At 62.1% G+C, this 26,153-nt stretch carries 26 protein-coding genes; 10 read left to right on the top strand and 16 right to left on the bottom strand.

The features are described from left to right. The 3 genes from Q8O35_RS03175 to Q8O35_RS03165 form a co-directional block, all read left to right on the top strand. On the top strand, positions 1-471 hold a 471-nt coding region (locus Q8O35_RS03175; RefSeq protein ID WP_305570508.1), incomplete at its 5' end, for an efflux RND transporter permease subunit. Next, entirely contained in the window at positions 461-1,120 is a 660-nt protein-coding gene (locus Q8O35_RS03170) for an arylesterase (protein WP_305570506.1), read from the top strand. The genes Q8O35_RS03175 and Q8O35_RS03170, both read left to right, overlap by 11 nt. Before the next feature lie 132 nt (positions 1,121-1,252). After that, positions 1,253-2,335 carry an FUSC family protein gene (locus tag Q8O35_RS03165; protein WP_305570504.1) on the top strand — a complete coding sequence of 361 codons (1,083 nt, stop codon included), beginning with the start codon at positions 1,253-1,255 and terminating at the stop codon, positions 2,333-2,335. Between the two features lie 195 nt (positions 2,336-2,530). Here the strand turns inward: Q8O35_RS03165 and Q8O35_RS03160 are convergent, their stop codons facing one another. The 6 genes from Q8O35_RS03160 to Q8O35_RS03135 form a co-directional block, all read right to left on the bottom strand. Then, on the bottom strand, positions 2,531-2,818 hold the full coding sequence (locus Q8O35_RS03160) for a hypothetical protein (RefSeq protein ID WP_305570502.1): 288 nt from the start codon (positions 2,816-2,818) through the stop codon (positions 2,531-2,533). A 58-nt stretch (positions 2,819-2,876) separates the two neighbouring features. After that, entirely contained in the window at positions 2,877-3,590 is a 714-nt protein-coding gene (locus Q8O35_RS03155; protein WP_305570500.1) for a type 1 glutamine amidotransferase, read from the bottom strand. A gap of 71 nt (positions 3,591-3,661) precedes the next feature. Next, positions 3,662-4,516 (bottom strand): glutamate racemase, encoded by an 855-nt coding sequence (gene murI / locus Q8O35_RS03150; RefSeq protein ID WP_305570498.1) that lies wholly within the window; start codon positions 4,514-4,516, stop codon positions 3,662-3,664. Positions 4,517-4,598: 82 nt separating this feature from the next. Further along, positions 4,599-5,042 (bottom strand): thioesterase family protein, encoded by a 444-nt coding sequence (locus tag Q8O35_RS03145; protein ID WP_305570496.1) that lies wholly within the window; start codon positions 5,040-5,042, stop codon positions 4,599-4,601. A gap of 72 nt (positions 5,043-5,114) precedes the next feature. Beyond that, positions 5,115-6,839 carry an FAD-dependent oxidoreductase gene (locus Q8O35_RS03140; RefSeq protein WP_305570494.1) on the bottom strand — a complete coding sequence of 575 codons (1,725 nt, stop codon included), beginning with the start codon at positions 6,837-6,839 and terminating at the stop codon, positions 5,115-5,117. 28 nt (positions 6,840-6,867) lie between these two features. Further along, complete coding sequence (locus tag Q8O35_RS03135; protein ID WP_305570492.1) at positions 6,868-7,383, bottom strand: PocR ligand-binding domain-containing protein; 516 nt, start codon at positions 7,381-7,383, stop codon at positions 6,868-6,870. Between the two features lie 223 nt (positions 7,384-7,606). Here Q8O35_RS03135 and Q8O35_RS03130 point away from each other — a divergent pair, with 223 nt between their 5' ends. Both Q8O35_RS03130 and Q8O35_RS03125 read left to right on the top strand, forming a co-directional pair. Then, entirely contained in the window at positions 7,607-7,957 is a 351-nt protein-coding gene (locus tag Q8O35_RS03130; protein WP_305570490.1) for a DVU0772 family protein, read from the top strand. Positions 7,958-8,170: 213 nt separating this feature from the next. Then, positions 8,171-8,587 (top strand): hypothetical protein, encoded by a 417-nt coding sequence (locus Q8O35_RS03125; RefSeq protein ID WP_305570488.1) that lies wholly within the window; start codon positions 8,171-8,173, stop codon positions 8,585-8,587. Between the two features lie 31 nt (positions 8,588-8,618). Here the strand turns inward: Q8O35_RS03125 and Q8O35_RS03120 are convergent, their stop codons facing one another. The 3 genes from Q8O35_RS03120 to groES all read right to left on the bottom strand — a co-directional run bounded on the left by Q8O35_RS03120 (position 8,619) and on the right by groES (position 11,191). Continuing rightward, complete coding sequence (locus tag Q8O35_RS03120) at positions 8,619-9,020, bottom strand: bacteriohemerythrin (RefSeq protein WP_305570486.1); 402 nt, start codon at positions 9,018-9,020, stop codon at positions 8,619-8,621. 252 nt (positions 9,021-9,272) lie between these two features. Beyond that, complete coding sequence (groL, locus tag Q8O35_RS03115) at positions 9,273-10,868, bottom strand: chaperonin GroEL (protein ID WP_371133085.1); 1,596 nt, start codon at positions 10,866-10,868, stop codon at positions 9,273-9,275. 47 nt (positions 10,869-10,915) lie between these two features. Continuing rightward, the gene (gene groES / locus Q8O35_RS03110) at positions 10,916-11,191 is read right to left on the bottom strand and encodes a co-chaperone GroES (protein WP_305570484.1); all 276 of its coding nucleotides are present in this window, start codon (positions 11,189-11,191) and stop codon (positions 10,916-10,918) included. 365 nt (positions 11,192-11,556) lie between these two features. Between groES and Q8O35_RS03105 the strand changes: the two genes are divergently transcribed. Both Q8O35_RS03105 and Q8O35_RS03100 read left to right on the top strand, forming a co-directional pair. Continuing rightward, positions 11,557-12,342: a hypothetical protein gene (locus Q8O35_RS03105; RefSeq protein WP_305570482.1), complete on the top strand. Its 786-nt coding sequence runs from the start codon at positions 11,557-11,559 to the stop codon at positions 12,340-12,342. Then, positions 12,339-12,755 carry a hypothetical protein gene (locus Q8O35_RS03100; protein ID WP_305570480.1) on the top strand — a complete coding sequence of 139 codons (417 nt, stop codon included), beginning with the start codon at positions 12,339-12,341 and terminating at the stop codon, positions 12,753-12,755. The genes Q8O35_RS03105 and Q8O35_RS03100 overlap by 4 nt, the downstream gene beginning before the upstream one ends. Positions 12,756-12,840: 85 nt before the next feature. Here the strand turns inward: Q8O35_RS03100 and Q8O35_RS03095 are convergent, their stop codons facing one another. Continuing rightward, complete coding sequence (locus tag Q8O35_RS03095) at positions 12,841-13,518, bottom strand: response regulator transcription factor (RefSeq protein WP_305570478.1); 678 nt, start codon at positions 13,516-13,518, stop codon at positions 12,841-12,843. Between Q8O35_RS03095 and Q8O35_RS03090 the strand changes: the two genes are divergently transcribed. Next, positions 13,465-14,244 (top strand): thermonuclease family protein, encoded by a 780-nt coding sequence (locus Q8O35_RS03090; RefSeq protein ID WP_305570476.1) that lies wholly within the window; start codon positions 13,465-13,467, stop codon positions 14,242-14,244. The two genes, Q8O35_RS03095 and Q8O35_RS03090, sit on opposite strands and share 54 nt — an antisense overlap. A gap of 106 nt (positions 14,245-14,350) precedes the next feature. Here the strand turns inward: Q8O35_RS03090 and Q8O35_RS03085 are convergent, their stop codons facing one another. From Q8O35_RS03085 to aprB, 6 genes are all read right to left on the bottom strand, one after another. Further along, entirely contained in the window at positions 14,351-15,022 is a 672-nt protein-coding gene (locus Q8O35_RS03085) for a hypothetical protein (RefSeq protein WP_305570474.1), read from the bottom strand. A 60-nt stretch (positions 15,023-15,082) separates the two neighbouring features. Continuing rightward, the gene (qmoC, locus tag Q8O35_RS03080) at positions 15,083-16,348 is read right to left on the bottom strand and encodes a quinone-interacting membrane-bound oxidoreductase complex subunit QmoC (protein WP_305570472.1); all 1,266 of its coding nucleotides are present in this window, start codon (positions 16,346-16,348) and stop codon (positions 15,083-15,085) included. 13 nt (positions 16,349-16,361) lie between these two features. Next, positions 16,362-18,638: a hydrogenase iron-sulfur subunit gene (locus Q8O35_RS03075; protein ID WP_305570470.1), complete on the bottom strand. Its 2,277-nt coding sequence runs from the start codon at positions 18,636-18,638 to the stop codon at positions 16,362-16,364. A gap of 3 nt (positions 18,639-18,641) precedes the next feature. Continuing rightward, entirely contained in the window at positions 18,642-19,889 is a 1,248-nt protein-coding gene (locus Q8O35_RS03070) for a CoB--CoM heterodisulfide reductase iron-sulfur subunit A family protein (protein ID WP_305570468.1), read from the bottom strand. Positions 19,890-20,193: 304 nt separating this feature from the next. Continuing rightward, the gene (aprA, locus tag Q8O35_RS03065; RefSeq protein WP_305570466.1) at positions 20,194-22,194 is read right to left on the bottom strand and encodes an adenylyl-sulfate reductase subunit alpha; all 2,001 of its coding nucleotides are present in this window, start codon (positions 22,192-22,194) and stop codon (positions 20,194-20,196) included. 84 nt (positions 22,195-22,278) lie between these two features. Next, the gene (gene aprB, locus Q8O35_RS03060; protein WP_305570463.1) at positions 22,279-22,776 is read right to left on the bottom strand and encodes an adenylyl-sulfate reductase subunit beta; all 498 of its coding nucleotides are present in this window, start codon (positions 22,774-22,776) and stop codon (positions 22,279-22,281) included. A 665-nt stretch (positions 22,777-23,441) separates the two neighbouring features. On the opposite strand from aprB, the gene sat reads away from it, so the two are divergent. Beyond that, complete coding sequence (gene sat / locus Q8O35_RS03055; protein WP_305570461.1) at positions 23,442-24,710, top strand: sulfate adenylyltransferase; 1,269 nt, start codon at positions 23,442-23,444, stop codon at positions 24,708-24,710. 131 nt (positions 24,711-24,841) lie between these two features. Next, entirely contained in the window at positions 24,842-26,107 is a 1,266-nt protein-coding gene (locus Q8O35_RS03050) for a glycosyltransferase (protein ID WP_305570458.1), read from the top strand. The last annotated feature ends 46 nt before the right edge of the window (positions 26,108-26,153 follow it).

The raw sequence follows: 26,153 nt of genomic DNA, 5'->3' as shown, positions 1-26,153 counted from the left end.
GCCTTCGGCGTGGTCATGATCCTCATCTACATCCTGGTGGTGGGCTGGTTCGGCTCGTACACCACGCCCATAGCCATCATGTCGCCCATCCCGCTCTCGCTCATCGGCATCATCCCGGCCCACGCCCTCACCGGCTCGTTCTTCACTGCCACCAGCATGATCGGCTTCATCGCCGGGGCGGGCATCGTGGTGCGCAACTCCATCATCCTCGTGGACTTCATTAACCTTCGGCGCTCGGAGGGCCACAGCCTGGAGGACTCGGTCATCGAGGCCGGGGCGGTGCGCTTCCGGCCCATGCTGCTCACCGCCATCAGCGTGGTGGCCGGGGCCTTCGTCATCCTGTTCGACCCCATCTTCCAGGGACTGGCCCTCTCGCTTCTGGCCGGAGAAGTGGCGGCCACGCTGTTCTCGCGCATGGTGGTGCCGGTGATGTACTACCTGGACCAGCGCAGGAGCGACCATGCGGCCTAGGGCGCGCCTGTTCGGAATCGCCCTGGCGCTGCTTGCGGTCTGGGCCGCAGTGCCCGCATCGGCGCAGCCCCCTCGGCCCCTGGTCTTGGTGCTGGGTGACAGCGTCACCGCAGGCTACGGCCTGCCTGCCGAGCGGGCCTTCCCGGCTGTGCTGCAAGGACTGCTGGCCGGGGCCGGGCATCCGTCCGAGGTCGTCAATGCGGGGCTCAGCGGCGACACCACCGCAGGCGGCTTGGCTCGCCTGCCCGACCTCTACCCACCGCAAGCTTCACGCGCCCCGGACCTGCTCATCGTCGAACTAGGAGCCAACGACGCGATCCAGCGGCTTGCACTGGAAAGGGTGGAAGCCAACCTGGACTCCGTTTTGGTTTTTGCGCGCAAGCGGGGCTCGCGCATCCTGCTGACGGGAATCGGGGCCGGGATCAAACGCACGGACGCCTACCGGACGGCCTTCGAGGGCATCTACCGGCGCCTGGCGGAAAAGCATGGCGTGGCGTACTATCCGCGCATCGGCGACGGCGTGCGCGGCGACCCGCGCTACGTCCAGGCCGACGGCGCGCATCCCAATGCCGAGGGCGCACGAATCATCGCGGACCGGCTGCTGCCATTCGTGCTGCGCTTGCTGCAGGACGAACAGCCTGTTCGGTAGTGAATAGATTTGGGAGCCCTGGCAGTTCGAGACGGTTTTTCAAGTCTAACATGCCTAAAATAAATAATATTTAATCAATCCATTGACCGGGGTCTGGGGGCGGCGCCCCCAGTTTCACTTCATGAGGACAGAGTGACCATCGCCGAACGTCTCGCCTCGCTTGTCAGCGCCTCGCAGCTGCGCCACGCCCTGCGCACGGCCATTGCCGCCTCGGTCACCGCCGCGCTCACCCGCGTCCTCGACCTGGAGCAGGGCTACTGGGCCGTGTTCTCGTCCATTCTGGTGATGCAGGCCCACGTTGGCGGGTCCATGGCGGCAAGCTGGTCGCGCCTCTTAGGCACCGCATCCGGCGCTCTTCTTGGCGCTCTCGCCGTCACCGCGACCGACGCCCTGCTCGGCCCCGGAACCGGTCCCCTCACTGCGGCAATGTTTGCAACCGTCTTCTTCTGCGCGCTGCTGGCCGCGAAAAATGAGAACCTGCGCCTGGCCGGGCTCACGGCAGCCGTTGTCATTTGCCTGCATGAAGCCGGAGGCGGCAGCGCCTATTCCATCGGCCTGAACCGCTTCCTTGAGGTGGGGCTTGGAATCCTGGTAGCTCTGGCGGTGTCGCTGGCATGGCCCTCCCATGCACGGGTGGTGCTGCGCTTCGGCTTGTGCAAAGGGCTGGAGCAACTGGGCGAGCTGCTCGATGCCCTCATGGACAGCCGCATGCAGGGCCGTTACGACCGCCAGCGGGTGTTCCATTGCAAGGATGCTGTGCTGCGCCTGGCGCTGCGCAACCGCGAACTGCTGGCTTCGGCCCGGCGCGAGCCTGGCCCCGCAGGCCAGGGCGAAGAGCTCTCGGATCTGCTGCGCGCGGAGGACCGCCTGGCCGAGCACTTGCTGGCCATGGACCACGCCATAGAGAACGCGCCGCCCGAGGGCTTCCACCAACATCTCTCCCCAGAGCTGTGCGAACTGGGCTCGGCGCTCAAGGCTGCACTTGCAGATCTTGCAAGCGCCGTTCACGCGGGCGATCGCCCCGCCGCCACCGCCACGGCAAGGCTGGACGCCGCACTGGAAGGCACGGGCCAAAAACTTCTGGACCTCCGCCAGCAGCGCATCATCGCCGTGTACGACCTGGACGAGGTCATGCACTTCTACTCGTTCTATCATGCCCTGCGCGAGGCCGCCCGCGAGGTGCGCGACGAACTCGCCCGCCGCGTGGTGGCTTAGCAGAAGAAGACCCTTTCCCGGTCTTTTCTCTTCTCAAGATTAGCATCTGCAGCGGCCGCCCGGCATGTTCAAGACGCGTAAGCACGAAGGCACGAGAAGCCGAGGTCCCCAGAGACCCCCTTTACGCAGACGAAAACGGCCCGCCCTCCCGAGACAGGAAGGCGGGCCGTTTGCGTTGCGGCGGATGCGTGCGGGCTATTTCGCCCCGATCCAGCCATTCAGCGCGTCGATGATCTTGCGCGCCTGGTCTTCGCTGGAGATGGTGAACTTGCTCTGCTGCTTGTACTCGCCGTTCTGCTTGCGGTAACGGCGAATGGTGAAGGCCACCGGGCCGTAGTCGTTCTTGGCCTTGTCCCAGGAACGGTACTTGTACAGCAGCGTCGCCCAGGCGCCCTTGGAGAGGACCACCTTGTCCAGTTCCTCGGTGACGACGACGCCGTCCTCTTCATAGCTGATGGTCAATTCTTCTACGGTTTCGGCCATGCCTCCCCCTTCCTTATAATATGTGTGCCCCGGGCTGAATGCCGCAGGGGTCGCGCTTCTATCCCAGCGCAGCCATGTTGTCCAGAACCTGGTCCAGCAGGCCGCGGATGCCCGCCAGGCGCTCCGGGCGCTGGCACATGCTGCGGGCCGACTGCACATAGGGCAGTTTCACCGGGTCCACGATGATCTCGTCCGCGCAGTGTGTGGACAACTCGGCCATGCTGGCCGCGTTGGTCTCCAGATGAAATTGCAGACCAACCACGCGGTCATCGCAAGCCGTGAAGGCCTGATGCGCGCAGGCTTCGCTTTTGGCTGTCCACAGCGCGCCGGGCGGAATGGCAAAGGTGTCCCCGTGCCAGTGAAATGCTTCGTACTCTGCTGGCAGGCTGGCGAACACGCGGCTTCTGGCGGCGTCCGGCCCGGCCTGCACAAGGTGCCAGCCGATCTCGCGGTGGGTGTTCTTCGTCACCTTGCCGCCCAAAACATCTGCCAAAAGCTGCGCCCCCAGGCACACGCCGATAACCAGCTTGCCAGCGTCGATACTGGCCTTGAGAAAGCGCTTCTCCAGGGCCAGCCAGGGGAATGTGTCCTCTTCGTAGATGTTCATGGGCCCGCCCATGACCACCAGAAAGTCGAAGGCCGACGGGTCCGGCGGGGTCTCCCCGTTCCAAAGGTCGGTGTGGGTCAGGCCGTGCCCGCGCATTTGCGCCCAAGCGGCTATCTCCGCCTCATTTTCAAAGCTCTCGTGCCTGAGTCCGTGCAGACGAAGCATGAAGCCTCCGCAATGTGGGGTTTGGCCGCCGCCAGGGAGAATGCCCAGAGAACCTGGTGTTGTCCAGGCCCCTACAAATCAACCAGGGTGATGTCCGCCAGGTCCAGGGGCTGGCCCAGAAAAATCTCGCCCACCTTGGCGAAGCGTTCGGGATCGTCTGTGGCGAAGAAGCGCACGGTCCCGACTGGGCGACCGGCTCCAGAGCCGGGCTTCAGCAATCCGCGCCGGTCCAGCTCCTGGGCCACGCTCTCAGCCGTGGTCTCGGCGGAGTCCACCAGGCACACGCCCTCAGGCAAGGCCTTGCGGATGGCTTCGGCCAAAACGGGAAAGTGGGTGCAGCCAAGCACCAGGCAGTCCGGTCGGCCTTCGGGAAACTCGGCCATGAGCGGCGTCAGATAGCGCGCGGCCACGGCCTCCACCTCAGGCCCTTCGGTCCAGCCTTCTTCCGCAAGGGCGACAAAAACCTGCGCCGGGCGGGTGGCGATGGTGGCCTCGGGCCGCAGGCGCAGGATGGCGGTCTGGTAGGCCGCGCCGCGCACGGTGCTGCCCGTGGCGATGACCGCGATGCGGCCATGGGGGGCCTTGAGGGCGCAGGCGCGCGCGCCGGGCTCTATGACACCTACAACAGGCAGGTCTGGGTAGGCTTCGGCAAGGCCTGGCAGGGCCACGGCAGAGGCGGTGTTGCAGGCCACAACAAGCAGCTTCACGCCCTGGTCCACCAGTACCCGGGTGGTCTGCAAGGCGTAGCGGGCAACGGTGGCGCCGCTTTTTGTGCCGTAGGGCAGGCGGGCGGTGTCGCCCAGGTAGAGAAAATCCTCGTGGGGCAGCGCCTTTTTCAGGGCGCGCAGAACGGTCAACCCGCCCACGCCGGAGTCGAAGACTCCGATGGGCAAGGAGGCGGACGAATTAGAGGAATTGGAACTCATATCGAATTCAGGCTCCCTTGGCGGCTGTGGCCGCGAGCGGAGTTGTGCACCGTGGAGGAATGGGAGTCAACTCGGCTTCCCCTCACCCTTCCAGCATCCGCTTCACCTCGCCCTCGTCCTCCACCACCTCGAAGGCGTCGCGCAGCTCCTGGGGCACCTTGGTGGGCCGTCCGGTCTTGAGGTCGATGAACACCCACTGGGTTTCGGCCTCGGCCAGCACGACTTTGTCAGACGCGCGCCAGAAAAGATACTTGCGCGGGCACTGGCGCGGGCCGATGCCCGCGATCCAAGTGCAGGCGGTGATTGTTTCGCCAAAAAAGCACGGACGCTTGTAGGTGATGGTGTGCTGGCGCACCACCCAGCCTGCGCCCTCGGCCACATAGCGATCCATACCCCAGCCCTGGGCCGCGCTATGCGCCACGGCCACGTCCTGCATCCAGGCCAGGTAGCGCAGGTTGTTCACATGGCCCTGCACATCGATGTCCGACTCCACTATGGTGATTTCGCGCGTAAAGATTCTGGGCACGTAAGCTGCTCCTTGGCGCAAGGGGGCCTTGCCCGCCCATGCGCTGCTGCTGTGGCGATATGCAGGCCGGGCCTAGACCTTGGGGTCCACCCCTGCCGTGTGCAGGCTGGCCATGCCGCCCGCCACGTTGACCACGTTCGTGAAGCCGGCGTAGGCCAGAGTGAGGAAGGCCTCATAGGAACGCGCCCCGGAGTTGCAAAGGAGCACCACCTTGCGGTCCCGCGGCACCTCGCCAAGCCGCCCGGCCAGCTGGCCCTGCGGGATGTGGTTCCAAACGCCGGGGTACTTGGCCAGAAACGGCGCGGCGTTGCCAAGTTCGCGGCAGTCCAGGAAGAACAGCTCTGGGTTGGCGCGGTCATCAAACAACGCGGCAAACTCCAGGGGATCCACGCTGCTGTTGCGCCCTGTGAGGATGTTTTCGCCCACGTTGCCCAGCATGTTCAGGATGTCCATGGCCGAATTGAAGGGCGGCGAGTACGGCAGCTCCATGAGCGCCAGGTCCGTGGTGGTGGGCTTGTGCGGCATGAGAGCGGAAACAGCCCCGATGCGCCCAACCAGGGCGTCGCCCATGGCGGAAACGCCCTGCACGCCCAGCACCCTCCGGGTCCCGCGCTCGGCCACCAGCTCCAGAAACATGAAGTCCTTGTCCGGGTAGAAGTGGGCGCGGTCGAACTGGCTCACGTGCACGCTCACGGCGTCGAGGCCTGCGCGGCGCGCGGCTTCCAGGGTCAGGCCTACGCCGGCGGCGTTCTGGTCAAACAGCTTGACGCACCAGGCCCCGGCAGCGCCGGGGAAGCGCGAATGCAGGCCGCAGAGGTTGTCGCCGATGACCCGGCCCTGGCGGTTGGCCAGCGAGCCCAGGGGCAGAAAGAAGTCTTGGCCGGTGACGAGGTTCTTGATCTCGGCGCAGTCGCCCCCGGCGAAGATGTCCGGGTCGCTGGTGCGCATCTCCTCATCGATGACGATGCCGCCGCGCGGCGAAACAGAAAGCCCCGCGGCCTTGGCCAGCCCGGTGTTGGGCGTGACGCCCACGGCCATGATCACCAGATCCGCATCGAGGATCTCTTCGCCCTGTGCTGTTTTCACGCGCACGCGCTCGGCCTTGCCGTCCCCTTCAATGGCTGTGACCTGCGCGGCCAGGCGGAACTGCACGCCCTTCTCCTCCATGTGCCGCTGCACCATGGACGCAAGGGTGGGACTGAGCACAGTTGGCAGCGCAAGGGGCGCGTATTCTACAACAGTGGTCTCGATGCCCCACATGTCGGCCAGGGCGACGGCCATTTCGAGGCCGATGAACCCCGCGCCCACAACCACGGCGCTGCCCACCTGTCCTGCGGTGAGCCCTGCGCGGATGTTCACCGCAGCGTCCAGATCGGCCACGGCAAACACGCCGGGCAACTCCGCGCCGGGAATGGGCAGGGAGCGCGGGGTGCTGCCGGTGGCCAGCACCAGCTTGTCGTAAGGCAAAAGCTCTTCGGAATCCGTGTCGAGGTTTTTGACGCGCACGGTCTTGGCAGCCCGGTCAATGGACAGCGCCTCGGTGCGGGGCCGAGCTTCGACGTCCTTGGTGTCGCGGAAAAAGGCCGCGTCGCGCAGCATATGAAAGGAGGTGGATTGCAGCTCGTCGGCGTCGCTCACATCACCGGACACGTAATACGGAATGCCGCACCCCCCGTAGGAGATGCGCGCGCCGCGATCCAGCAGGATCACGCGGGCTTCCGGGTTCAGACGTTTGCAGCGGCAGGCGGCCTTGGGTCCAAGGGCCACGGCCCCGATGACGACGATGTTCTCGCGCATGTGCTTCTCCTTGGGACGTGCGGACCGGCTAGGCCTGGCGCGCCTCATGCTGCTGGACTATTTCGGCCACGCGTCCCTCGATGTAGTCGCTTAGGGCCTGCACTTCTTCTGCAGTCTTGCGGGGCATGCCCGAGCAGATCTCCTCAACCTTGTCCTCGGAAAGCCCGGCCATTTTTTCAAGGAGGTAAGCTTCAGGCTCGTTGTCGTCCGCAAAGCCGCCGCATCCTCCCACCATGCCCACCAACTCGCCCTTGATGAACAGCGGGACGCAGACCACCAGCATGCCCGCGTCACAGTCGGTGATGGCCGGCGCCTTGGTCTCGCGCACCTCGTGCCCAAGCACCTGGTTGATGACTGCGCAGATGCCCGTGGCCGCGCTCTTGCTCTCACGAATGGCTAGGCAAAGTTTGTTTTCCCAGGTGGCGTGGCCGGTAAAGGGCTGGCCTTTGTCGTTGTATACGTGGGCATTGACCCCGAAGCGCTCGGTGATGTCGCGTTCAAGCTCGGCCCAGGCGGCAACGGGAAGGATATCGGTCATCTCCATGTTCACACCTCACTTAAGAGAATTCGGAGCAATGGGCAGCGCCTGTTCTGGCATAAGACAATCCATGCGTCAAACCCGCAGGAATCATTGAAGCGCCTCGCCTTAAGCCTGTGCGGAAAGGTGCACGTTCCAAAATTTGTTCCTCATCGAAATAATGATGATAAAACTAGTTGACATTTAAACAGGAGAGATTACTATTTTCATCAGACGAAAGGAGGATATTATGGGCAGCCTGCAGAACTACCGTGACCTTGAGATCGACTGGAGCATGACTCCGTGGGACGCCGTGACTCTGTACCTGGAGTGGGGAAATAACTCCTGGCATGCGAATCACCAGCCCGTAAGATCCAAGGCTGATTTCAGCAACTATTTTGTGGTATACACCTGGGACAAGACACCTAGGGCGATCCTGGTGCGCAGAAATTCAGAAGAAGCCCGCGAACTGGCCGAACTGGAATTGCCAGAGGATCTGGGACGCAAGTTTCTCGACTCCGTGGGCCACTTAAAGGGCGTGTACCCGCCCGACAAGGAAGTCCGCACTTGGCTTGAAGAGCAAATGCGACCGCAACAGTAAACTGACGAACTCCTCCCTCTCCGTTCAACAGCAAGAATCCGCTCCAACCACTCCTCTTCCCACTCGCCAGACGGGGCCGGACAACCGGCCCCCTTCATTTTTGGTGGGGCTCCGATCTTTCTTCGCCATTCAAGCGGCTTGCCTCCGCCGTGCGCACGCGCTACATCGCACATGCGGCACAGCGAGCAACCCCAGAAGCATCGGAGCCAAGCCATGCGCACTTGCGTCTTATCATCCCAACGGCTCGGCCTTTTCCTGGCCTGCCTAGTTTTGCTTTCGGTGTTTTCTTTCGGCTGCGCTCATGTTCCGCGCATGCTCGGCGGCTCCGGTGATGTGGAAATGCGTCTGGACGGCGAACAGGCGCATGCCGTCAACCTGCCCCTAGGCCACATTCTGACCCTCGACATGCGTGACCCCGGCCTGAGCGGCTATGTTTTCGCGGGAACGGTTTTCGACTCAAACCTTCTGCGACTGGCGGGCATAGAACCCTTCGACGGCGGCAAGCGCGTGCGCTACACCTTCACTGCCCTGGCCGAGGGCGAATGCGACATCGTTATCAAGATCCGCAAAAACGAACCGGGTTACAGACCGGACGTGTTCAAGCGCATCCGCGTCACCATCGAGAAATAGACGCCAGCTACGCCCGGCACACAGGCCCCCGTCAGCGTAGATGCTCCGCCAGATAGCGCCCCATCTGGCGGTCCACGCCCAAAAGGTGCTGTTTCACCCAGCCCTGCATGTAGTCCAGAATCTCCCTTGAGTCGCCACCGCTTTGGGCGCAAGCGTCTTCAAACCGGCACACGGTTTCCATAAAACCTTCGTGTTCTTTAAGATGCGACTCGTACTCCGGGTAGCCGAAGACCTGCATGTAGCCTTCCTCCACATGAAAGTGCTCGGCGGCGAAAGCCTTGAGCCAGCCCACCACACTCTCTGCCAGGCAGGCCTGGCCCGTGCGCTCCTGCGCATCGAAAAAGGCGTTCAGAGATTCTAAGAAGCGCTTCCGCTTCTCGTCTAAGGATTTTATGCCAAGAGCGAGTCCTTCGCCCAAATCCGCGTCTCGCATACCACTGCTCCTTGAGTGACCGTTGGCATCTCTGCGCAGTCTATACGTAGCACATCTGCATACCCAATCAAGAGCAAGCGCAAAAAAGGCTCCGGTCCCCTCCCTAGTGAGTTCCGGAGCCTAGCCGCGGTGCGTTGGCGGCAGTTGACCATTTTATCGGACCGTTTCAATCTGGAGATTAGGCCAGAGCTCAAAAGAAAAGGCCGGGCGTTGCCGCCCGGCCTTTATTGCAATTGCTGAGGCAGCCGGAGGCTACTTCTTCTCGTCTTTCTCTTCGACCTTGTCGGCCACAGCGCACTCGGTGGTGAGCAGCAGGCTCGCAACGGAGGCGGCGTTCTGCAGGGCCACGCGGGCAACCTTCTTGGGGTCGATGACGCCAGCGGCGTAGAGGTCTTCGAACACGCCGGTAGCGGCGTTGAAGCCGAAGGCGCCCTTGCCCTCGCGGACCTTCTCCACAACCACGGAGCCTTCAAAGCCCGCGTTGGCGGAGATCATGCGCAGGGGCTCTTCCAGGGCGCGGCGGATGACCAGCACGCCGGCGGCCTCGTCGTCGTCGATGGTCTTCACGGAGCCGAGCACGCTGGACACGCGCACAAAGGCGGTGCCGCCGCCGGGGATGATGCCTTCCTCAACGGCCGCGCGGGTGGCGTTCAGGGCGTCTTCCACACGGGCCTTCTTTTCCTTCATCTCCACTTCAGTGGCCGCGCCGACCTTGATGACGGCAACGCCGCCCACGATCTTGGCCAGGCGCTCCTGAAGCTTTTCCTTGTCGTAGCTGGAGGTGGTGATGGAGATCTCGCCCTCGATCTGCTTAATGCGGGCCTTGATGTCTTCCTTCTTGCCAGCGCCGTCGACGATGGTGGTCTTTTCCTTGTCCACGGTCAGGTGCTTGGCGCTGCCCAGGGAGTCCACGCGGACCTTGTCCAGGGTGAGGCCCATGTCCTCGGACACGACCTGGCCGCCGGTGAGCACCGCGATATCCTGCAGCATGGCCTTGCGGCGGTCGCCGAAGCCAGGAGCCTTCACGGCGCAAACCTTGAGGGTGCCGCGCAGCTTGTTGACCACGAGCGTGGCCAGGGCCTCGCCGTCAACGTCCTCGGCGATGATCATGAGCGGACGGCTCATTTTGACCACCTGCTCGAGAACGGGCAGAAGCTCCTTCATGTTGCTGATCTTCTTCTCGGAGATCAGGATCATGGCGTCGTCGAACTCGCAGGTCATCTTCTCGGAATTGGTGGTGAAGTAGGGGGAAAGGTAGCCGCGGTCGAACTGCATGCCCTCGACCACGTCGAGCACGGTCTCCATGCTCTTGGCTTCCTCCACCGTAATGACGCCCTCTTTGCCGACCTTGCTCATGGCCTCGGCCAGGATGTCTCCGATGGCCTGGTCGCTGTTGGCGGAAATGGTGCCGATCTGGGCGATTTCCTTGCGGTCCTTGGTGAACTTGGCGATTTTCTCCAGCTCAGCCACCACGGCCTCGACGGCCTTGTCGATGCCGCGCTTCACGCTCATGGGGTTGCGGCCAGCGGCGATGAGCTTCAGGCCCTCGCCAAAGATGATCTGGGCCAGCACGGTGGCGGTGGTGGTGCCGTCGCCGGCGACGTCGTTGGTCTTGGAAGCGACTTCCTTGACCATCTGCGCGCCCATGTTCTCGAACTTGTCCTCAAGCTCGATCTCCTTGGCCACGGTCACGCCGTCCTTGGTGATGGTGGGCGCGCCCCAGGACTTCTGGATGGCGACGTTGCGGCCCTTGGGGCCCAGGGTGACTTTCACGGCATTGGCAAGGGTGTCCACGCCGATTTTAAGTCCAGCGCGGGCGGTCTCGTCAAAACGAATGGTCTTGGCCATGATCTCTTACGCTCCTGTGTCTGAAGATTAGGCGGGCAATAGCCCGGTTATTTCTCGATAACGGCCAGAATTTCTTCCTGGCGCATGATGACGCATTCCTCGCCATCCATCTTGAACTCGGTTCCGGCGTACTTGGCGAAAAGCACCATATCGCCCTTCTTCACCTGCATCTTGACCTTGTCGGTGCCGGGGCCGGCAGCCACGACGGTGCCGCGCATGGGGCGCTCTTTGGCGCTGTCCGGGATGATGATGCCGCCAGCGGTCTTCTCTTCTTCGGGCAGACGCTGGATGATCACGCGGTCGTGCAACGGGGAAAGCTTCATGTGGGACTCCTCCTCAAGGGTATATATGTTGGGTTGCCCCTCTGGCCCGGACGGCGGATATGCCGTGCAGCATGGCGGGCGGACCAGATCAAGCGAGTGGGAAGATAAGCAGGCGCCGCACGTTGTCAACGCCGCGCACGAGGTTTTTCTTACCCTCTGCCTGAACGCCCCACGCATTTGGCGAGACAGCTTGCCACAAAAATACTCACATGGTACGCAACCAGCAAACTCCGACGTGCCTTGAGCGTGGGCATTGTGCCCGCAGAATTGCACATATCGGGGGGGGAGGAAATATGCGTGACAGAACAAGGGGGGCCCTACGGCTTGCCCTCGCGCTGAGCCTTGGACTCCTGCTCACTGCATGCGTGAGCATGCAGGCCGTGAACGACTACTCTGCCGCATCCCGCAAAACGCTTGAGGGTGTGCAGACCATTGGCCGGGACTATTCAGCCTCATGCCTGCGGATGGATCAATACAAACCCCGGACGAACGACAAGAACGTCTGCGCCAAGGAAAAGACTGCGGGAAAGGGTATCTCCAACGCAGCCCTTGCGCTTAACGCCTATGTGTCTGGCCTCGGCGCCCTGGCGGCAGATGACAACGTGGCCTACAATTCTCAGATCGATGACCTTGCGTCTTCCGTCAAGACCTCCGGGATCATGCCGAGCAATCAGGCCGACGCCTTTGGCGGGCTGGCGAAGCTGCTGTCCAGGGCGTTGCTTGATGGGTATAAGCAAAAGCAGATCCGCCTGTACGTTGACAGGGCCGACCCGGACGTGACCATCGCCTCCAGGGCCTTGGCCGATGTCGTTGGCAAGTTCTACGTTCAGTACATCAAGGCTGAACTTGAAACTTGGGACTTTGAATACCGCGAACTTGAACGCGTCCAGAAACAATTGAAGCCCCTAGAGTGGCAAATCTACTCTGAAAAGAAGTGGCAGGAGCGGCTTGAGCTTGAAGCCAAGATCGCTGCAGCCGAATCTCTGGCGGGCAACGTACTCGCCATCGGCACTGCGCACTCCGAACTGCGTATGAACGCGGGCAGGCTGGACTCCAAGGAGTTAAGCGCTGTCATCAAGGCATACGTTGACGCGGCGATCCCGGTGATCAAGGAAGTTGACGAAGCCTTCAAGCAAGGAGGTGGATCATGACGCAGGAACTCACAGCAGCCGAAATGCACCGCCTTGCCGAGGGGTGCTACGAATTTGCAAAAGCCCTCCGGATTTACCGCGATGACCACTGGGACGAACTAACTGACCAAGAGCGCGGTGACCTCAAACGTCTCCACCACATGCTCATCGACACATCAAGAAGCCTTGTGACGGATGCGGTTATCCAAAGCCTCATCGCCATCGGGCCATCCGTGGCGGTGCTGAACGAGTGCGCAGCTGGGCTCAAGCAAGCAGCTGAGAACATCGCAAACGTCAAGAAGGCTATTGAACTCGCGACAACAGCCATCACCCTTGTTGCGAGCATATCCGTTGCTGCGGCCACAGGAAACGTTTCCGCACTCATCGGCACTGCCGCAGGGGTGCTGACCCTGGCCGAGGAGGTGACGCGCTAGGGAGCCGGTTCGTCGGCACATGCAACGCATAAAGAGCCGCAGACGTCATGCGCCTGCGGCTCTTATCCATTGAGCATGCAAGGGGCTACTGCCCTTTTTCGAAATCCACGCCGTTTGCCTTCACGAACTCTCGCACCTGGTGCAGATTATGAAGATCCAGCTTTTTCATGAAATTGGCGCGGTGTTTTTCAACCGTGCGGGTAGAGAGGAAGAGCCTCTCGGCGATTTCCTTGTTTTTCATGCCCTGGAGCACCAACTGCAGTATATGGCGCTCGCGAGCGGTGAGCCCTTCAAGGGGAGAATTACGCTCAGGACGGCTGCTGCGCAGGTATCCCGTTATGAGCGTAGCCGAAACCTCAGGACTCACATAGGCCTCTCCGCGACACACCGCGCGTATGGCGGTCAGCAGATCCTCTGCGCTGGCGGCCTTGACTACGTACCCATCCACCCCGCAGTCTAGGGCCGCGTGGAGGTAGTCCTCGCTACGGTGCGCAGTAAGGGCGATGATGCGGGCCTCAGGGAAGTCGCGCTTGATGGCTTTCACGGCCACCATGCCGTCCACCCCTGGCATGGACAAATCCATGAGCACGATGTCCGGCCTCAGCTCCTTGTACATGCGCATGGCCTCGCGGCCATCCTGCGCTTCGCCCACTACCTTGCAAAGCCCATGTGTTTCAAGATACGCCTTGAGGCTCTGACGGAGCAAAGCATGATCTTCCGCCAGAAGCACATTGTAGCGCTTGGTGTCAGTCAATTCATTCATGTTGTCTTTACCTTCCAAATGATTCGTATGCCGCCCACTTCATCCAACACAAGGCCAACTCATTACGCACAATCCCGTACGCAGTCAACAAGTCCTCGTACGCAGAACACGACTGATCTGGTCGTGTATCAGTCCGAATTGACTTATCAATGCTCACATGTAAAAAATTTGATGATGAAATTTTCTGCTTTATTTCTAGTTTCAACTTTTCTTCTTTCCGGTGTCGGGTGGACATACCCGGCACGCACGGTATCGGTGCATGACGGCGACACATTGAAAGTCCGCCTCGTTAACAACGAACTGGTCACCATCAGGCTCTATGGCGTCGACGCGCCAGAAGCAAAACAGGCCTTTGGCCTGAATGCGCGAAAGCGGCTCGCGTCACTCGTTTCGCGCAGGGACGTCGAAATCGAACCAGTGGAGACCGACCGCTATGGGCGCACCGTAGCCCTTGTACGCCTCAAGAACGGCACCCTGGTCAACGAGGTCATGGTTGCTGACGGCCTGGCATGGGTCTACGAAGAATATTGCCACAAGGAGCTTTGCCTGGGCCTGAAGGACCTTGAAACCAGTGCGCGCATGGATAAGCTGGGGCTTTGGGGCGACAGCAACCCAACACGCCCCTCAGACTGGCGGCGCGAACACAAAACCGAAGAGTGGTACCAGAAGCCGATGCGCGCCCTTGAGACCATTGCCCGGAAAATCAAGGTGGTGCTCCACTACTGACGATCCTTGCGCATTGCTCCTTCAAAGAAGCCTTGCCGCCGCCACAAAAAAGCCCCTGACTGCGTATGCAGCCAGGGGCTTTTGAATGGATCTGCGATTCGCTGACTTACCAGTTGGCGTCGGCGAAGGGGTTGGAGCCCAGGCCGAAGTCGGCTTCGGGCTCGCCGCCCACAGCGGGGGCGCCGGAGGCATCGCCACCGGCAGAAGCGCCGGCATCGGCGCCAGCAGCAGCGCCACCGGCAACACCGGCAACGACAACGCCCTGGGCCTTGACCTTGGCCACTTCTTCCATGAGCTGCTCAAGCTTCTTGATGTGCTCATCCATCTTGCTGTTGGACACCTGGAGTTTCACGTCGCCCTGGGCGGCCTGATCCTCAAGGGGCTTCAGCTTGGCCTTGAGGGCCTTCACTTCGTCGCCCTTGGCGGCGACTTCGGCAGTCAGCTTCTCCACCTGGGCGGAGAGAGTTGCGTTGGCGGCGCGCAGCTCGCCCATCTGGGCGAGAATGGCCTGAGCCTGGGCCAGGGCGGCGGCAGGCAGGGGCTTCACAGCGACTTTCTCGCCGAGCCCGGCGATCTCGCCAGCAGCGGCCTTGGCGAACTGGGGCTCCTGCTCGTAGATCCAGGCCTTGGACAATCCGGCGGCGATGGGCGCGAACTCCGCGTCAACGTCGCTCTGGGTCAGAAAGGACAGGAGCTCAATGGTGCTCGCGTCGGCGGCATTCGCGCCCTTGAGGCAGGACACGAAGGTATTCATCGGGAATATTTTTGCTTCAGCCATGGGATTCCTCCTTATGGTCAAGAAAACCTGATGTTTCGTTGCTATCGGTTCCCTGCGCCACTAGTTCTGCGCGCCCATGGGCAGGCGGCCGATCTTGCGTGCGTAGGCCAGAGCCACAGTACGGTAGACCACGTGCCCGAGTTTGGACCAGGGCAGGTAGGCCAGGAGCATGAACACGAAGATCAGGTGCAGGTAGTAGGTGGGATAGGCCAGCATCTTCTGCCCCATGAGGCGGAAGATTTCGCTGCCGATGCCGGTAAGGGTAATGCCCCAGATCACGGTGATGAGGTACCAGTCGTACCAGTTGGACGTGCTCTTGGCGGCGTCCAGCGCGCTGCGGCGGCTGGTGAGCTTGGTGAGACCGATGACCAGGGCCAGGGCAGCCGCGTTGGCCAGAATCTTCACCGGGCTCCACAGGGGCATGGGGGTGTGGCCAGACCACGCGATAAACGCGGCGATGCCGCCCTCAAGACCCATGACTTTCTGCAGGAACCACGCGCCGAACCAGTGACCGAAGGCCACAATGCCGGTGACGATCATCAGCGCCACGAAGGCGTAGAACACGAGCAGGTGACCCTTTACGCGTTCAGTGTCCTTCTCGTCCTTGCCGCAGTTGGTGAAGCGGCTATGCTGCGCAACTTCATTCTTCAGGGTGTCGATGAGGCAGCTGAGGAAGCTGGGCTCAGGTCCACGGCCCACGATGAAGGTGCGAGGCATGGACTCGAAGCTTTTCAGCATGCTGGCGACGCCGCCGGCAAAGGCGAAGGCCATGAAGGCAAACACCGCGCCGAAGATGGGGTCGATGGTGTAGTCGCCGGGGAAGAGGCCGCCGTAAATGATGGCGCCCTCGGCCGCGACCTTGAGCTCGTGGCCGTCGGTGACGAACAGCGGGAACGCGGTTCCCAACTTGCCAGCCATCAAGGACCAGATGAACATGTAGATGACGGCCGGAATCAGGAACAGGATGGGGAAGAACTTGCTTGAGCTCATCCAGGTTCCGATGATGGCCGGTTTGGCCAAGCTGCGGTACGCCATGTTGCGCAGGGCGGCAAGCAAGTCGCCCGGCTTGGCGCCCCGCGGGCACAGATCAGAGCAGGTGCCGCAATTGTGGCACAGCCAGATGTCGATGTCGTTCAGCAGACGGTCCTTGAGGCCCCACTGAGCCCAGACCATCTCCTTGCGGGGATAGGGGGCGTCGGCCGGGGAGAGCGGGCACGCAACGCTGCACGTGGCGCACTGGTAGCACTTCTTGAGCGACTCTCCGCCCACCTGCTGCAGTTCCTGAACGAATTTCAGGTCCGGTTGAACCCTGACGGTGTTCGACATGGTTCCAAACCTCCTAGTAGCCCTTGAACGGGTTGGGCCCGAACTTGGTGATGACTTCGGTCATGAAGCGTTCAATGATCCCCGGCACCTTATCGTACTCGTCGATGGACACTTCGTACTGTTCCACACGCTCGGCCTCAACACCCAGGCGTCCCAGGGACTCGGCGATGTTGATCTTGCGGCGGCTGCACAGCTCGGAGCCCTTGACGAAGTGGCACTGGTAGTCCGGGCCGTACTTGCAGCCCAGCATGATCACGCCGTCCACGCCCTTGGAAACCGCATCGGCCACCCAGATGGCGTTGACCGAGCCCAGGCAGCGCACGGGCACGAAGCGCACGAAGGGGCTCCAGCTCTTGCCGCGGAAGGCAGCCATGTCCAGCGCCGGGTAGGCGTCGTTCTCGCAGACCAGCACGATGACGCGCGGTCCGCCGGTCACCATGTCGTCAGGAACGTAGACTTCCTTGATCATGGAGCCGATCTGGTCGACGTTGTAGTTGTCGAAGCTGATGACGCGCTCGGGGCAGGCGCCCATGCAGGTGCCGCAGCGGCGGCAACGCGTGGGATTCGGCTTCGGCGTTCCCTTTTCATCGTCGTCCAGCGCGCCGAAGGGGCACTCCTCGGTGCAGCGCTTGCACTGGGTGCAGCGCTGGAAGTTGAACACCGGGAAGCTGATGTCGCCGGAGCGCGGATGAACGGCCACGCCGCGGTTGGCGGAGCCGATGCACTGCACGGCCTTAAGCACGGCGCCGGACGCGTCTTCGCGGGCGGTGGCCATGGTCATGGGCTGACGTACGCAGCCAGCCGCGTAAACGCCGGTGCGGCGGGTCTCGTAGGGGAAGCAGATGTAGTTGGAATCCGTGAACCCGTCGAAGAGCTCCAGGTCCGGGAAGCCGGGACCCTGGCGGTAGACCAGGTTCAGGGTGGGCTCGTGGGCGGTGACGGGCACAATGGCCGTGGGCAGCACCACGAGGTCGGCCTTCAGTTCGATGTCCGCGCCAAGGAGGGTGTCCTTGGCCTTCACGAGCACGCCGCCGTCGGAGTCCTCGGTGACGGCCGTGATGGTGGCCTTGGAGAGCATGATGCCCGCCTCGTCCTGCGCGGCCTTGTAGTAGCGCTCGTTGATGCCCGGGACCATCATGTGGTCATAGAGCACGTACGCCACTGCGCCCGGCAGCTTCTCGACCACGTACCCGGCGTGCTTCAGGGCCACCAGGCTGGTGATCTCGGAGCTGTAGGCCAGGTGCTTGGCGCTTTCCTTGGACGGATACGGATTGACCTCGGCCTCGCCCTCGGCGGCAGGAGCCTCGGCAGGAGCGGCTTCGCCCTCGGCGCAAGGCTCTTCAGCAACAGCGGCCTTGGTGCACAGGGCCACGTCCGTCAGGATGGCGACAGAGGCCGGGGCCTTGCCATCAGAGGGGCGCTTGATCTCGCCCGCCTTGACCATAGCCTCGAACTCAGCGGCGGTGACGACGTTCTTGATGCTGCCGTAGCCCATGGGGGCCAGGAAGCTTTTCTCGCCGGGAACCCAGCCAGTGGCCAGCACAACCGCGCCGATCTCCAGCTTCTGCTCGCCGCCGGCGTTCACAGTGGCGGTGTACAGGCCGGGCGCGCCCTCGATGGACACCAGCTGAGCGCTGGTGAGCACCTTGATCTTGGGGTTGGCGGAAACGGCCTCGATGAGGGCGTTCACGCCGGTGTCCTCGGCGGTGGTGTACGGGTGGCTCAGGGGGAAGGACTTGTACATGGTTGCGGCTTTGCCGCCCAGGGTGGCCGCCTTCTCGACCAGGACCACGTCCTTGCCGAGCTTGGCCGCCTCAAGGGCTGCGTTCAGGCCGGTGAAGCCGCCGCCGAGCACCATGATGGTCTTGAATGTTTCAGGCGTTTCCGGGGCCGGGATGCGGCTCTTGGAGAGCTTCATCATGCCCATGCGGATGTAGTCCTTGGCGATGAGCGGCAGCTGTCCGAGGACGTTGGCGTCCTCCTTGAAGCTCCACACGCACTGCTCGCGCAGGTTCACCCGCTCGACCTGGACAGCCTGGCCGAACTGGAAGATGTCCCACTTGACGCGCGGGGAACAGGCGCAGATGACGACGCCGTCCAAGCCCTCGGCAGCGATGTCGGCTTCGACTTCGGCCTTGCCCTCAGGGCTGCACAGCACAGCGCTTTTCTTCACCACGGGACAGATATTGGCCAGCTTGCCCTTTTTTGCGTAGTCCACCAGCTCGTCCACATTGAGGGACTTGCCGATGTCGCATCCAGCACAGATATAAACTCCAAGCTTTTCAGCCATGAGCTACCTCCCCACCACAGTTTGAATGGCTTTCATGGCGGCGCCGGTGCCGGTCTGGGCCGTCTTCATGACGTCCAGGGGCAGCTTGGCGCAACCAGCGGCGATGACGCCCTTGTCGTCGCCGCCGATGATGAAGCCGTCTTCGTCAACGGGAACCTGAACGGGGAGCTTGGCGCCGGCGCAGCTGGGCTGCATGCCGGTGGCCAGCACCACGAGGTCGAACTTTTCTTCACTCTTGATGCCGGTGACAGCGTCCTCAACGGTGACGATGGGGCTCTGGCACTCGCATTCAACGATATTGGCGACCTTGCCCTTGACGAGCGTGAGCTTGTCGTCGGCGGACACCTTCTGCATGAAGTTGTCGTAGCGGCCTGGGGTGCGCAGGTCGATGTAGTAGATGGTGACCTGGGCATCCGGATTCTTCTCGCGGATGTAGGTCACGTGCTTGAGGGAAGCCATGCAGCAGATGTACGAGCAATGGCTCAGGTGGTTCTCGTCGCGAGAACCGGCGCACTGCACGAAGGCGATGCGCTTGGGCGCCTTGCCATCGGAGGGACGCAGGATCTGGCCTGCCGTGGGGCCGTTGGGGGCCGCCAGGCGCTCGAACTGCATGTTGGACACCACGTTCTTGAGCTTGCCGCCACCCAGGTTGGTCAGCTTCTCCATGTCGTAGGGCTTCCAACCGGTGGCCCACACGATGGCGCCCACCTGGAGGTCCAGGGTCTTCTCGGTGTCGCCAGCATCGATGGCGTCGTAGGGGCAGGCCGCTTTGATGGCGTCCATCTCGCCGGGGGCGCAGGCGGCCGCGTCGACCACGTAGCGCTGCGGGAAGGCGAAGAGGTGCGTGCTGTAGGCGACCTTGCGATCAGCGATGCCGAAATCGAATTCGCTCTTCACACTGGTGGTGGCCGCTTTTTCGCAGTCGCCGCACATGGTGCAGTTGGCATTGACGTAACGCGGGCGGATTTTGATCTTGACGTCAAAAGCGCCCGGGCCGCCGGTGACGCTCGCCACCTCGGCCATGGTGAAAAACTTCACCTTGGGGTTGTTCTTGATGCGCTGGAACTGGATTTCCAGGCCGCAGGAAGGCGGGCAGAGTTTCGGGAAATACTGATTGAGCTGCGCCACCCGACCGCCGAGATATGGATTCGTCTCGACGATGTAGACCTCGTGACCGACTTCCGCGGCCTCGAGGGCGGCGGTGATCCCGGCGAATCCGCCGCCGACGACGAGAATACTGTTGTTCGACATTCGCTGTCCTCCCTCTGTAGTGTGCCAGACCAGCTTATTTCTCCGGTCCGGGCCGATGGGCTCTGTTGCCTCGGCTTGGGATTTCCCCTTGCCCGCAGGGGGCAGGGCTTAAGCGAAAGCCACGCTTGGGCTTTTGCGGCTTATGCCCCCAGACTGGCGGAAATTGCCCCAGCCGTGAAAATGGCCCGAACCCGGACTGCAACAATGGTGTTCCAGCACGGGTTCAGACCACTTCCCCGTCTGGGAAGTGTGGCGGCTGCGGGCCTTTTGAACCCGCAGCCGCCGATGTCAACTCGCTATCCCTTTACTGAGCGTCGGGGATAATCTGGATGTAAGGCTTCTTGAAGATCTTCACTTCTTTCTTGGCCGGGTCGTACTTCGAGTTCACGAAGCACTTCCACTTGGAGTCGTCCAGGCCCATCGCGTCGCCACGATAGTAGAAGCCGGGGTAACGGGTCTCTTCGCGGAACTCGATGTGCTGCAGGTGCAGGCGCACGGTCCACAGGCGGTGGAACTGCTCCCACGCGCGCATAAGCTCGTGCAGGTCGCGGGCGGCCAGCTTCTTGCTGTCCTCCTCAAGCATGCCCATGAGCCAGAAGGCGGTCTTCAGAAGAGCGCCGGAGGTCATGTACAGGGTGGCGCAGCCTCCGCCGTACTCGTCGGAGCACTTGATGAGGCGCATCATGAAGTTCTTCGGAGTGATGTAATTGGGGTTGACGTCCGGAGCGGTGGAAGCACCCTTGAACTGCTCGTAGGTGTACCAGGGCTGGTAGATCTCCTTGGCAAGATCAGCGGCCTTCACAGCCAAGGTGGGCTTGAAGTCCTTGTGATCCTGGACCCAACGGACCATCGCCTTGCCGCAGATGCGGCCTTCAGCGTGGGAGCCGGAGGAGAACTTGTGGCCGGAGGCGCCAACGCCGTCAGCGCAGGTCCACAGACCCATGACGGTGGTCATGCGGTTGTAGGCCTTGCCGTTCTCGGCGCGGACTTTGTACTCCTCGGGAACCCAGGCCTCGTCCGGACCGGAAACCCAGATGCCGCAGCAACCGGAGTGCGAACCGAGCAGGTACGGCTCGGTGGGCATGATCTCGGAGCCACGCTCTTCAGGAGCGCAGTTGGTGCAGGCCCACAGGTTGGCCATGCCAACGCACATGTCGAGGAAGTCTTCCCAGGCCTCGGACTCAAGGTGCTTCCAGAGGGGGCTCTTGAAGTCGCCATTGATGGTGGTGGTCAGCGCGGTCTTGGTGTCCATGAAGATGGGACCACGGCCTTCACGCATTTCACGCAGCATCATGTGGTTACGCAGGCAGGTCGGGATGATGTGACCCTTGGCGTAGCCGCGATCCTCGTAGGGCTTCAGCATGGCGCGGTTGGTGGCGCAGTAGTCTTCGCCCTTGTAGTTCGTGGCCTTGGCCTTGAACAGAAGGAACCAAGCGCCGACCGGGCCGTAACCGTCCTTGAAGCGGGCGGGCACGAAGCGGTTCTCCATCATGGTCATTTCAGCGCCAACCTGAGCGCACATGGTGTAGGTGGAACCGGCGTTCCACACGGGGTACCAAGCGCGACCCATGCCTTCACCAGTGGAGCGGGGACGGAACACGTTGACCGCGCCGCCGCAAGCCACGAGGCAAGCATTGCAGGTGAAGACGTAAACCTTGTTCTCGCGGGTGCTGAAACCAACGGCGCCGGCGATGCGGTTCGGGGTGTTAGCGTCGAGGAGCAGCTTCACGATGAAGATGCGCTCGATGTAACGGTCGTCGCCCAGAGCCTTTTTGGCGGACTCAGCAACGATGACCTTGTAGGACTCACCGTTGATCATGATCTGCCAACGGCCGGAACGCACGGGGGCATCGCCGTTGCGCAGGGACAGGCCAGCGGCCTTGGCCTGGGCGCCGTCGAGGTTGTGGCCGTCTTTCTTGATCCAGACGGGCAGGCCCCACTCTTCGAACAGGTGAACGGAGTCGTCGACGTGACGGCCCAGGTCGTAGATCAGGTCTTCGCGAACCAGACCCATGAGGTCGGTGCGGACCATGCGGACGTAGTCGTCGGCCTTCTGCTCTTTGCCAATGTAGGTGTTGATGGCGGACAGGCCCTGGGCCACGGCGCCGGAGCGCTCGAGGGAGGCTTTGTCGACCAGCAGGATGGAGATGCCACCGATCTTGTCGGCCCAACGGCACGCTTCAAAAGCGGCGCCGCAGTTGCCCATGCCGCCGCCGACCATCAGGATATCAGCATGCTGCTCAACGATCGTCGGCTCAGACAGGGGAACGCCTTTGACGATTTCTTTAGAAGGAATCTGAGGCATAGCTACCTCCGTATGCTCTCTAGAGTTGATTGAAAGAATTCAATGCCTTCGCAACTCAAATCAAGCGGTGACCCGCTGCTGGAACTAGTCGCAGACAGCGTCGAGCCAGCACTGGCTCTTGTCACTCTCGGCCATGTCGAACTTCTTCATGATGGCGCCTTCGGGGGTGGTCAGGCAAGCCGCGGTCTCAGTGAACAGCAGCTCGTCGTTCAGGTCGCCACCTTCGGGCTTTCCACCATAGTTGTTGATGGAGCCTTCAGGGGTGGTGCGAATGGGGAACTTGAAGCGCTTCACGGCGCCGCTGCGGAACTTAACGGTCCACATGATGTCTTCAGCCGAGCGCATGGGGATGCAGGTACCACCCATGGGTGCAAAGTCGGCGTAAGGACGGGCTTCGATGGCGCCCTGGGGGCAGATTTTCACGCAAGAGTAACATTCCCAGCAGGCATCAGGCTCCTGGTTGTAGGCCTTCATGGCCTCGGGGTCCAGAATCATGAGGTCGTTCGGGCAAATGTACATGCAGGCGGTCTTCTCGCCACCCTTGCAGCCGTCGCATTTTTCCGGATTGACAAAGGTCGGCATAACACTTCCTCCTAACAGGTTTAAATTAAAGCAGTCACCGACACGAACCACAGCCAACTACGTGCTAATTAAAGGCACGGACTTGTGAAAAATCACGATTACCCGGCCTGTCCTGGGGTGTCAAGGCGAAAGTGAATTTTTGGACAAGCCTTCGGTTTGCCCCTTCACCTTGCCCGCATCCCGGGACAAGCTCGGCCTGTTCACGCCGTTGGAAGCCCTGCTGGGGCCGATACTTCCAATTTCTGAGCAGGCTCTGGTACTTCGCGACGCTCTCTCAAGCCGTCATTTTTGCCGTAGCTTGCGTGCCCATAGCCCACCCTGTCTAGTTTGCGCAAGCCCTTTTTTGAAATGAACCGAGTGCCTTGTGGACGTATTGATATGGAAAGCGCCAGATTCCGAATCCTTGAGCTGGGCTTTCAATTCTTGCCCAGAAAATGCTCTTGACACAACTTTCACAATCGGCGCATAGTAAGCATGCTTAATTCGTCCAAGGGCTGCGGATTTCCGCATCAGGCCCGGTGGGTTGGCGCACAAGCGCCGGCCTCGGACACCGACCCCTAGAGCCCCAGGGCTTGTGCGTGTGGCGCACCTCCCCGTGGGGCCATGGTTTTGGCAGAGGTAGTTGCACACTTCAAACCGGTATTTTTTCTTAAGGAGAAACGGAGATGGCATCGAAACTCGTTCCCCCTCATGGCGGTAAAGGCCTCGTCTGCTGCTTGCTCGAAGGCGCCGCGCTCGCCGCTGAAATCACGAAGGCCGCTGGCCTGAAGAAGATCGAAATCTCCTCCCAGGAGAAGGGCGACTTGATCATGATGGGCATCGGCGGCTTCAGCCCGCTGACCGGCTTCATGGGCAAGGCCGACTGGCATAGCGTGTGCGAGAAGTTCACCCTGACCGACGGCACCTTCTGGCCCATCCCCGTCATGCTCGCCACCGACGACGCCTCCGTTAAGGCCGGCGAAGAGATCACCCTGGAGCGCAACGGCACCGTCATGGCCACCATGAAGGTCACCGAAGTGTTCGAGCTCACCGAAGCCGAGAAAGTCTTTGAGTGCGAGAAGAACTACAAGGGCGAAGGCGCTGACAGCCAGGCCGACTTCATGGGCACCGCCATCAAGGATCACCCCGGTGTCCAGATGGTTCTCGCCCGCAAGAAGTTCTGCTTGGCCGGCCCTGTGAAGGTCCTGTCCGAGGGCGGCTTCCCCGAGAAGTTCCCCGGCGTGTACAAGACCCCCGCTCAGCTCCGCGCTGAGATGGACGAGCGCGGCTGGAAGAAAGTCGCCGCCCTGCAGCTCCGCAACCCCATGCACCGCTCCCACGAGTACCTGTGCAAGATCGGCGTTGAAGTGTGCGACGGCGTCGTCATCCACTCCCTGGTTGGCGCTCTGAAGCCCGGCGACATCCCGGCCGAAGTCCGCGTTGACGCCATCAACACCCTGGTCGAGCACTACTTCGTGAAGAAGAACGTCATCCAGGCCGGCTACCCCCTGGACATGCGCTACGCCGGTCCCCGCGAGGCCCTGCTGCACGCCCTGTTCCGCCAGAACTACGGCATGAGCGACCTGTTGGTCGGCCGTGACCACGCTGGCGTTGGCGACTTCTACGGCATGTTTGAGGCCCAGGAGATCTTCGACAAGATCCCGGTCACCGGCGATGCCTCCAAGGACCTGCTGACCCAGGCCATGAAGATCGACTGGACCTTCTACTGCGTGAAGTGCGACGGCATGGCCTCCCTGCGCACCTGCCCCCACTCCAAGGAAGACCGCGTCATCCTGTCCGGCACCAAGCTGCGCAAGCTGCTGTCCGAGGGTGGCGAGGTTCCCGATCACTTCGGCCGCGAGGAGTGCCTGGTCATCCTGCGCAAGTACTACGCTGGTCTGACCGAGAAGGTTGAAGTCAAGATGCAGAAAGCCGCTTCCGGCTCTGCCATGTAATTGACCTGACCATCTTCAAGTCCACTTGGGGGGACGTCCTTCGGGGCGTCCCCCTTTTTTTTCGCGCGCTGGCCTGCCTGCAACTTCGGCCAGGGGAGTAGTCGGCAGGAGCCAATTTTTTGGAGACACGCATGATTAACGGCCCCCCACTGACCATTCTTATGCCGACCTTCGGCAGCGCCGGCGATGTGCACCCCTTCATCGGCCTCGCACGAGCCCTGCAGGACAGGGGACACCGCCCAACGATAATCGCCAACGCGCTTTTCCAGCCAACAGTGGAGGCGGCGGGGGTCGGGTTCATCCCCTTCGGCAATGCCGAACGGTACGCCAAGCTGACTGCGGACCCGCGTCTGTGGGACCACCGCCACAGCTACCGCTTCCTCATGCAGTCCGTCACACTTCCGGCCATGCGGCCGCTCTATGATCTCATTGCAGCGCAGCCCAGGCAGGGCCTTGTGCTGGCCTCCAGCTACCTGGCCTTCGGCGCGCGCCTGGCATCGGAACGCCTGGGCATTCCCCTGGCAACGGTGCACCTGCAGCCAGCAGCCATCCACAGCCTGGATTCCCCCCCGGTGCTGCCCGGCCTGCCGGATTTGCGCATCCTGCCGCGACCGCTCCGGCGCTGGATTCTGGACCTGCTGTTCCGGCGCGTGGTGGACCCCGTGGTGGCGGAGCCCCTTAACACCCTGCGCGCGGAATTGGGCCTCACCCCAGTGCGCGACATCATGCGCAATTGGCTGCACTCGCCACACCTCACGCTCTGCCTGTTTCCTGGCTGGTTCGCCAAGCGACAGGAAGACTGGCCGCCAGCGTCGGTGACAACTGATTTCGTGTGGCAGGAGGGCGGCGGCGAGCCCGATGCCGAGCTGCGCGCCTTTGTTGAAAACGGAACACCGCCGTTGGTGGTAACGGCGGGAACAGCCATGCAGCACGCCAAGGAGCTCTTCGCACAGGCGGCGGAGGCTGCCCGGCTGCTGGGCCGTCGGGCCTTGCTGGTAACCCCCGCCCGGGATCAGATCCCGACCCGGCTGCCAAGCGGAGTGATTCACACAACGTATGCGCCCTTCAGCTGGCTGTTGAAGCATGCGGCTCTGGTGATCCACCATGGCGGGGTGGGCACTGCCGCCCGGTGCCTGCGAGCCGGTGTGCCCCAGCTGGTCACCCCCTTCAGCCTCGACCAACCGGACAATGCCGACATTCTTAAGCGCCTTGGAGTAGCCGAAGTGCTGCCCCCCAGTCGCTTCCAGGCCGTGCGCGCAGCTGCTGCCATCGACAGGCTCCTGAACTCAGCCGAGACGGCCACGCGTTGCGCCCATTGCGCTGCGCTGTGCCGCTCCGGCAGCGGCGTCAAGGAGGCGGCGGAACGCATCGAGACCCTGGGGTTGCGAAATTCTTGATGGGCAGGGGCATATGTCGCAGCCCTTGCCATGCGCCGCCTCTTCC

The sequence above is a fragment of the Humidesulfovibrio sp. genome, from assembly GCF_030689645.1.
In the GTDB taxonomy this organism is placed as follows: Bacteria; Desulfobacterota; Desulfovibrionia; order Desulfovibrionales; family Desulfovibrionaceae; genus Humidesulfovibrio.
This window is presented reverse-complemented; position numbering and strand designations above follow the sequence as displayed.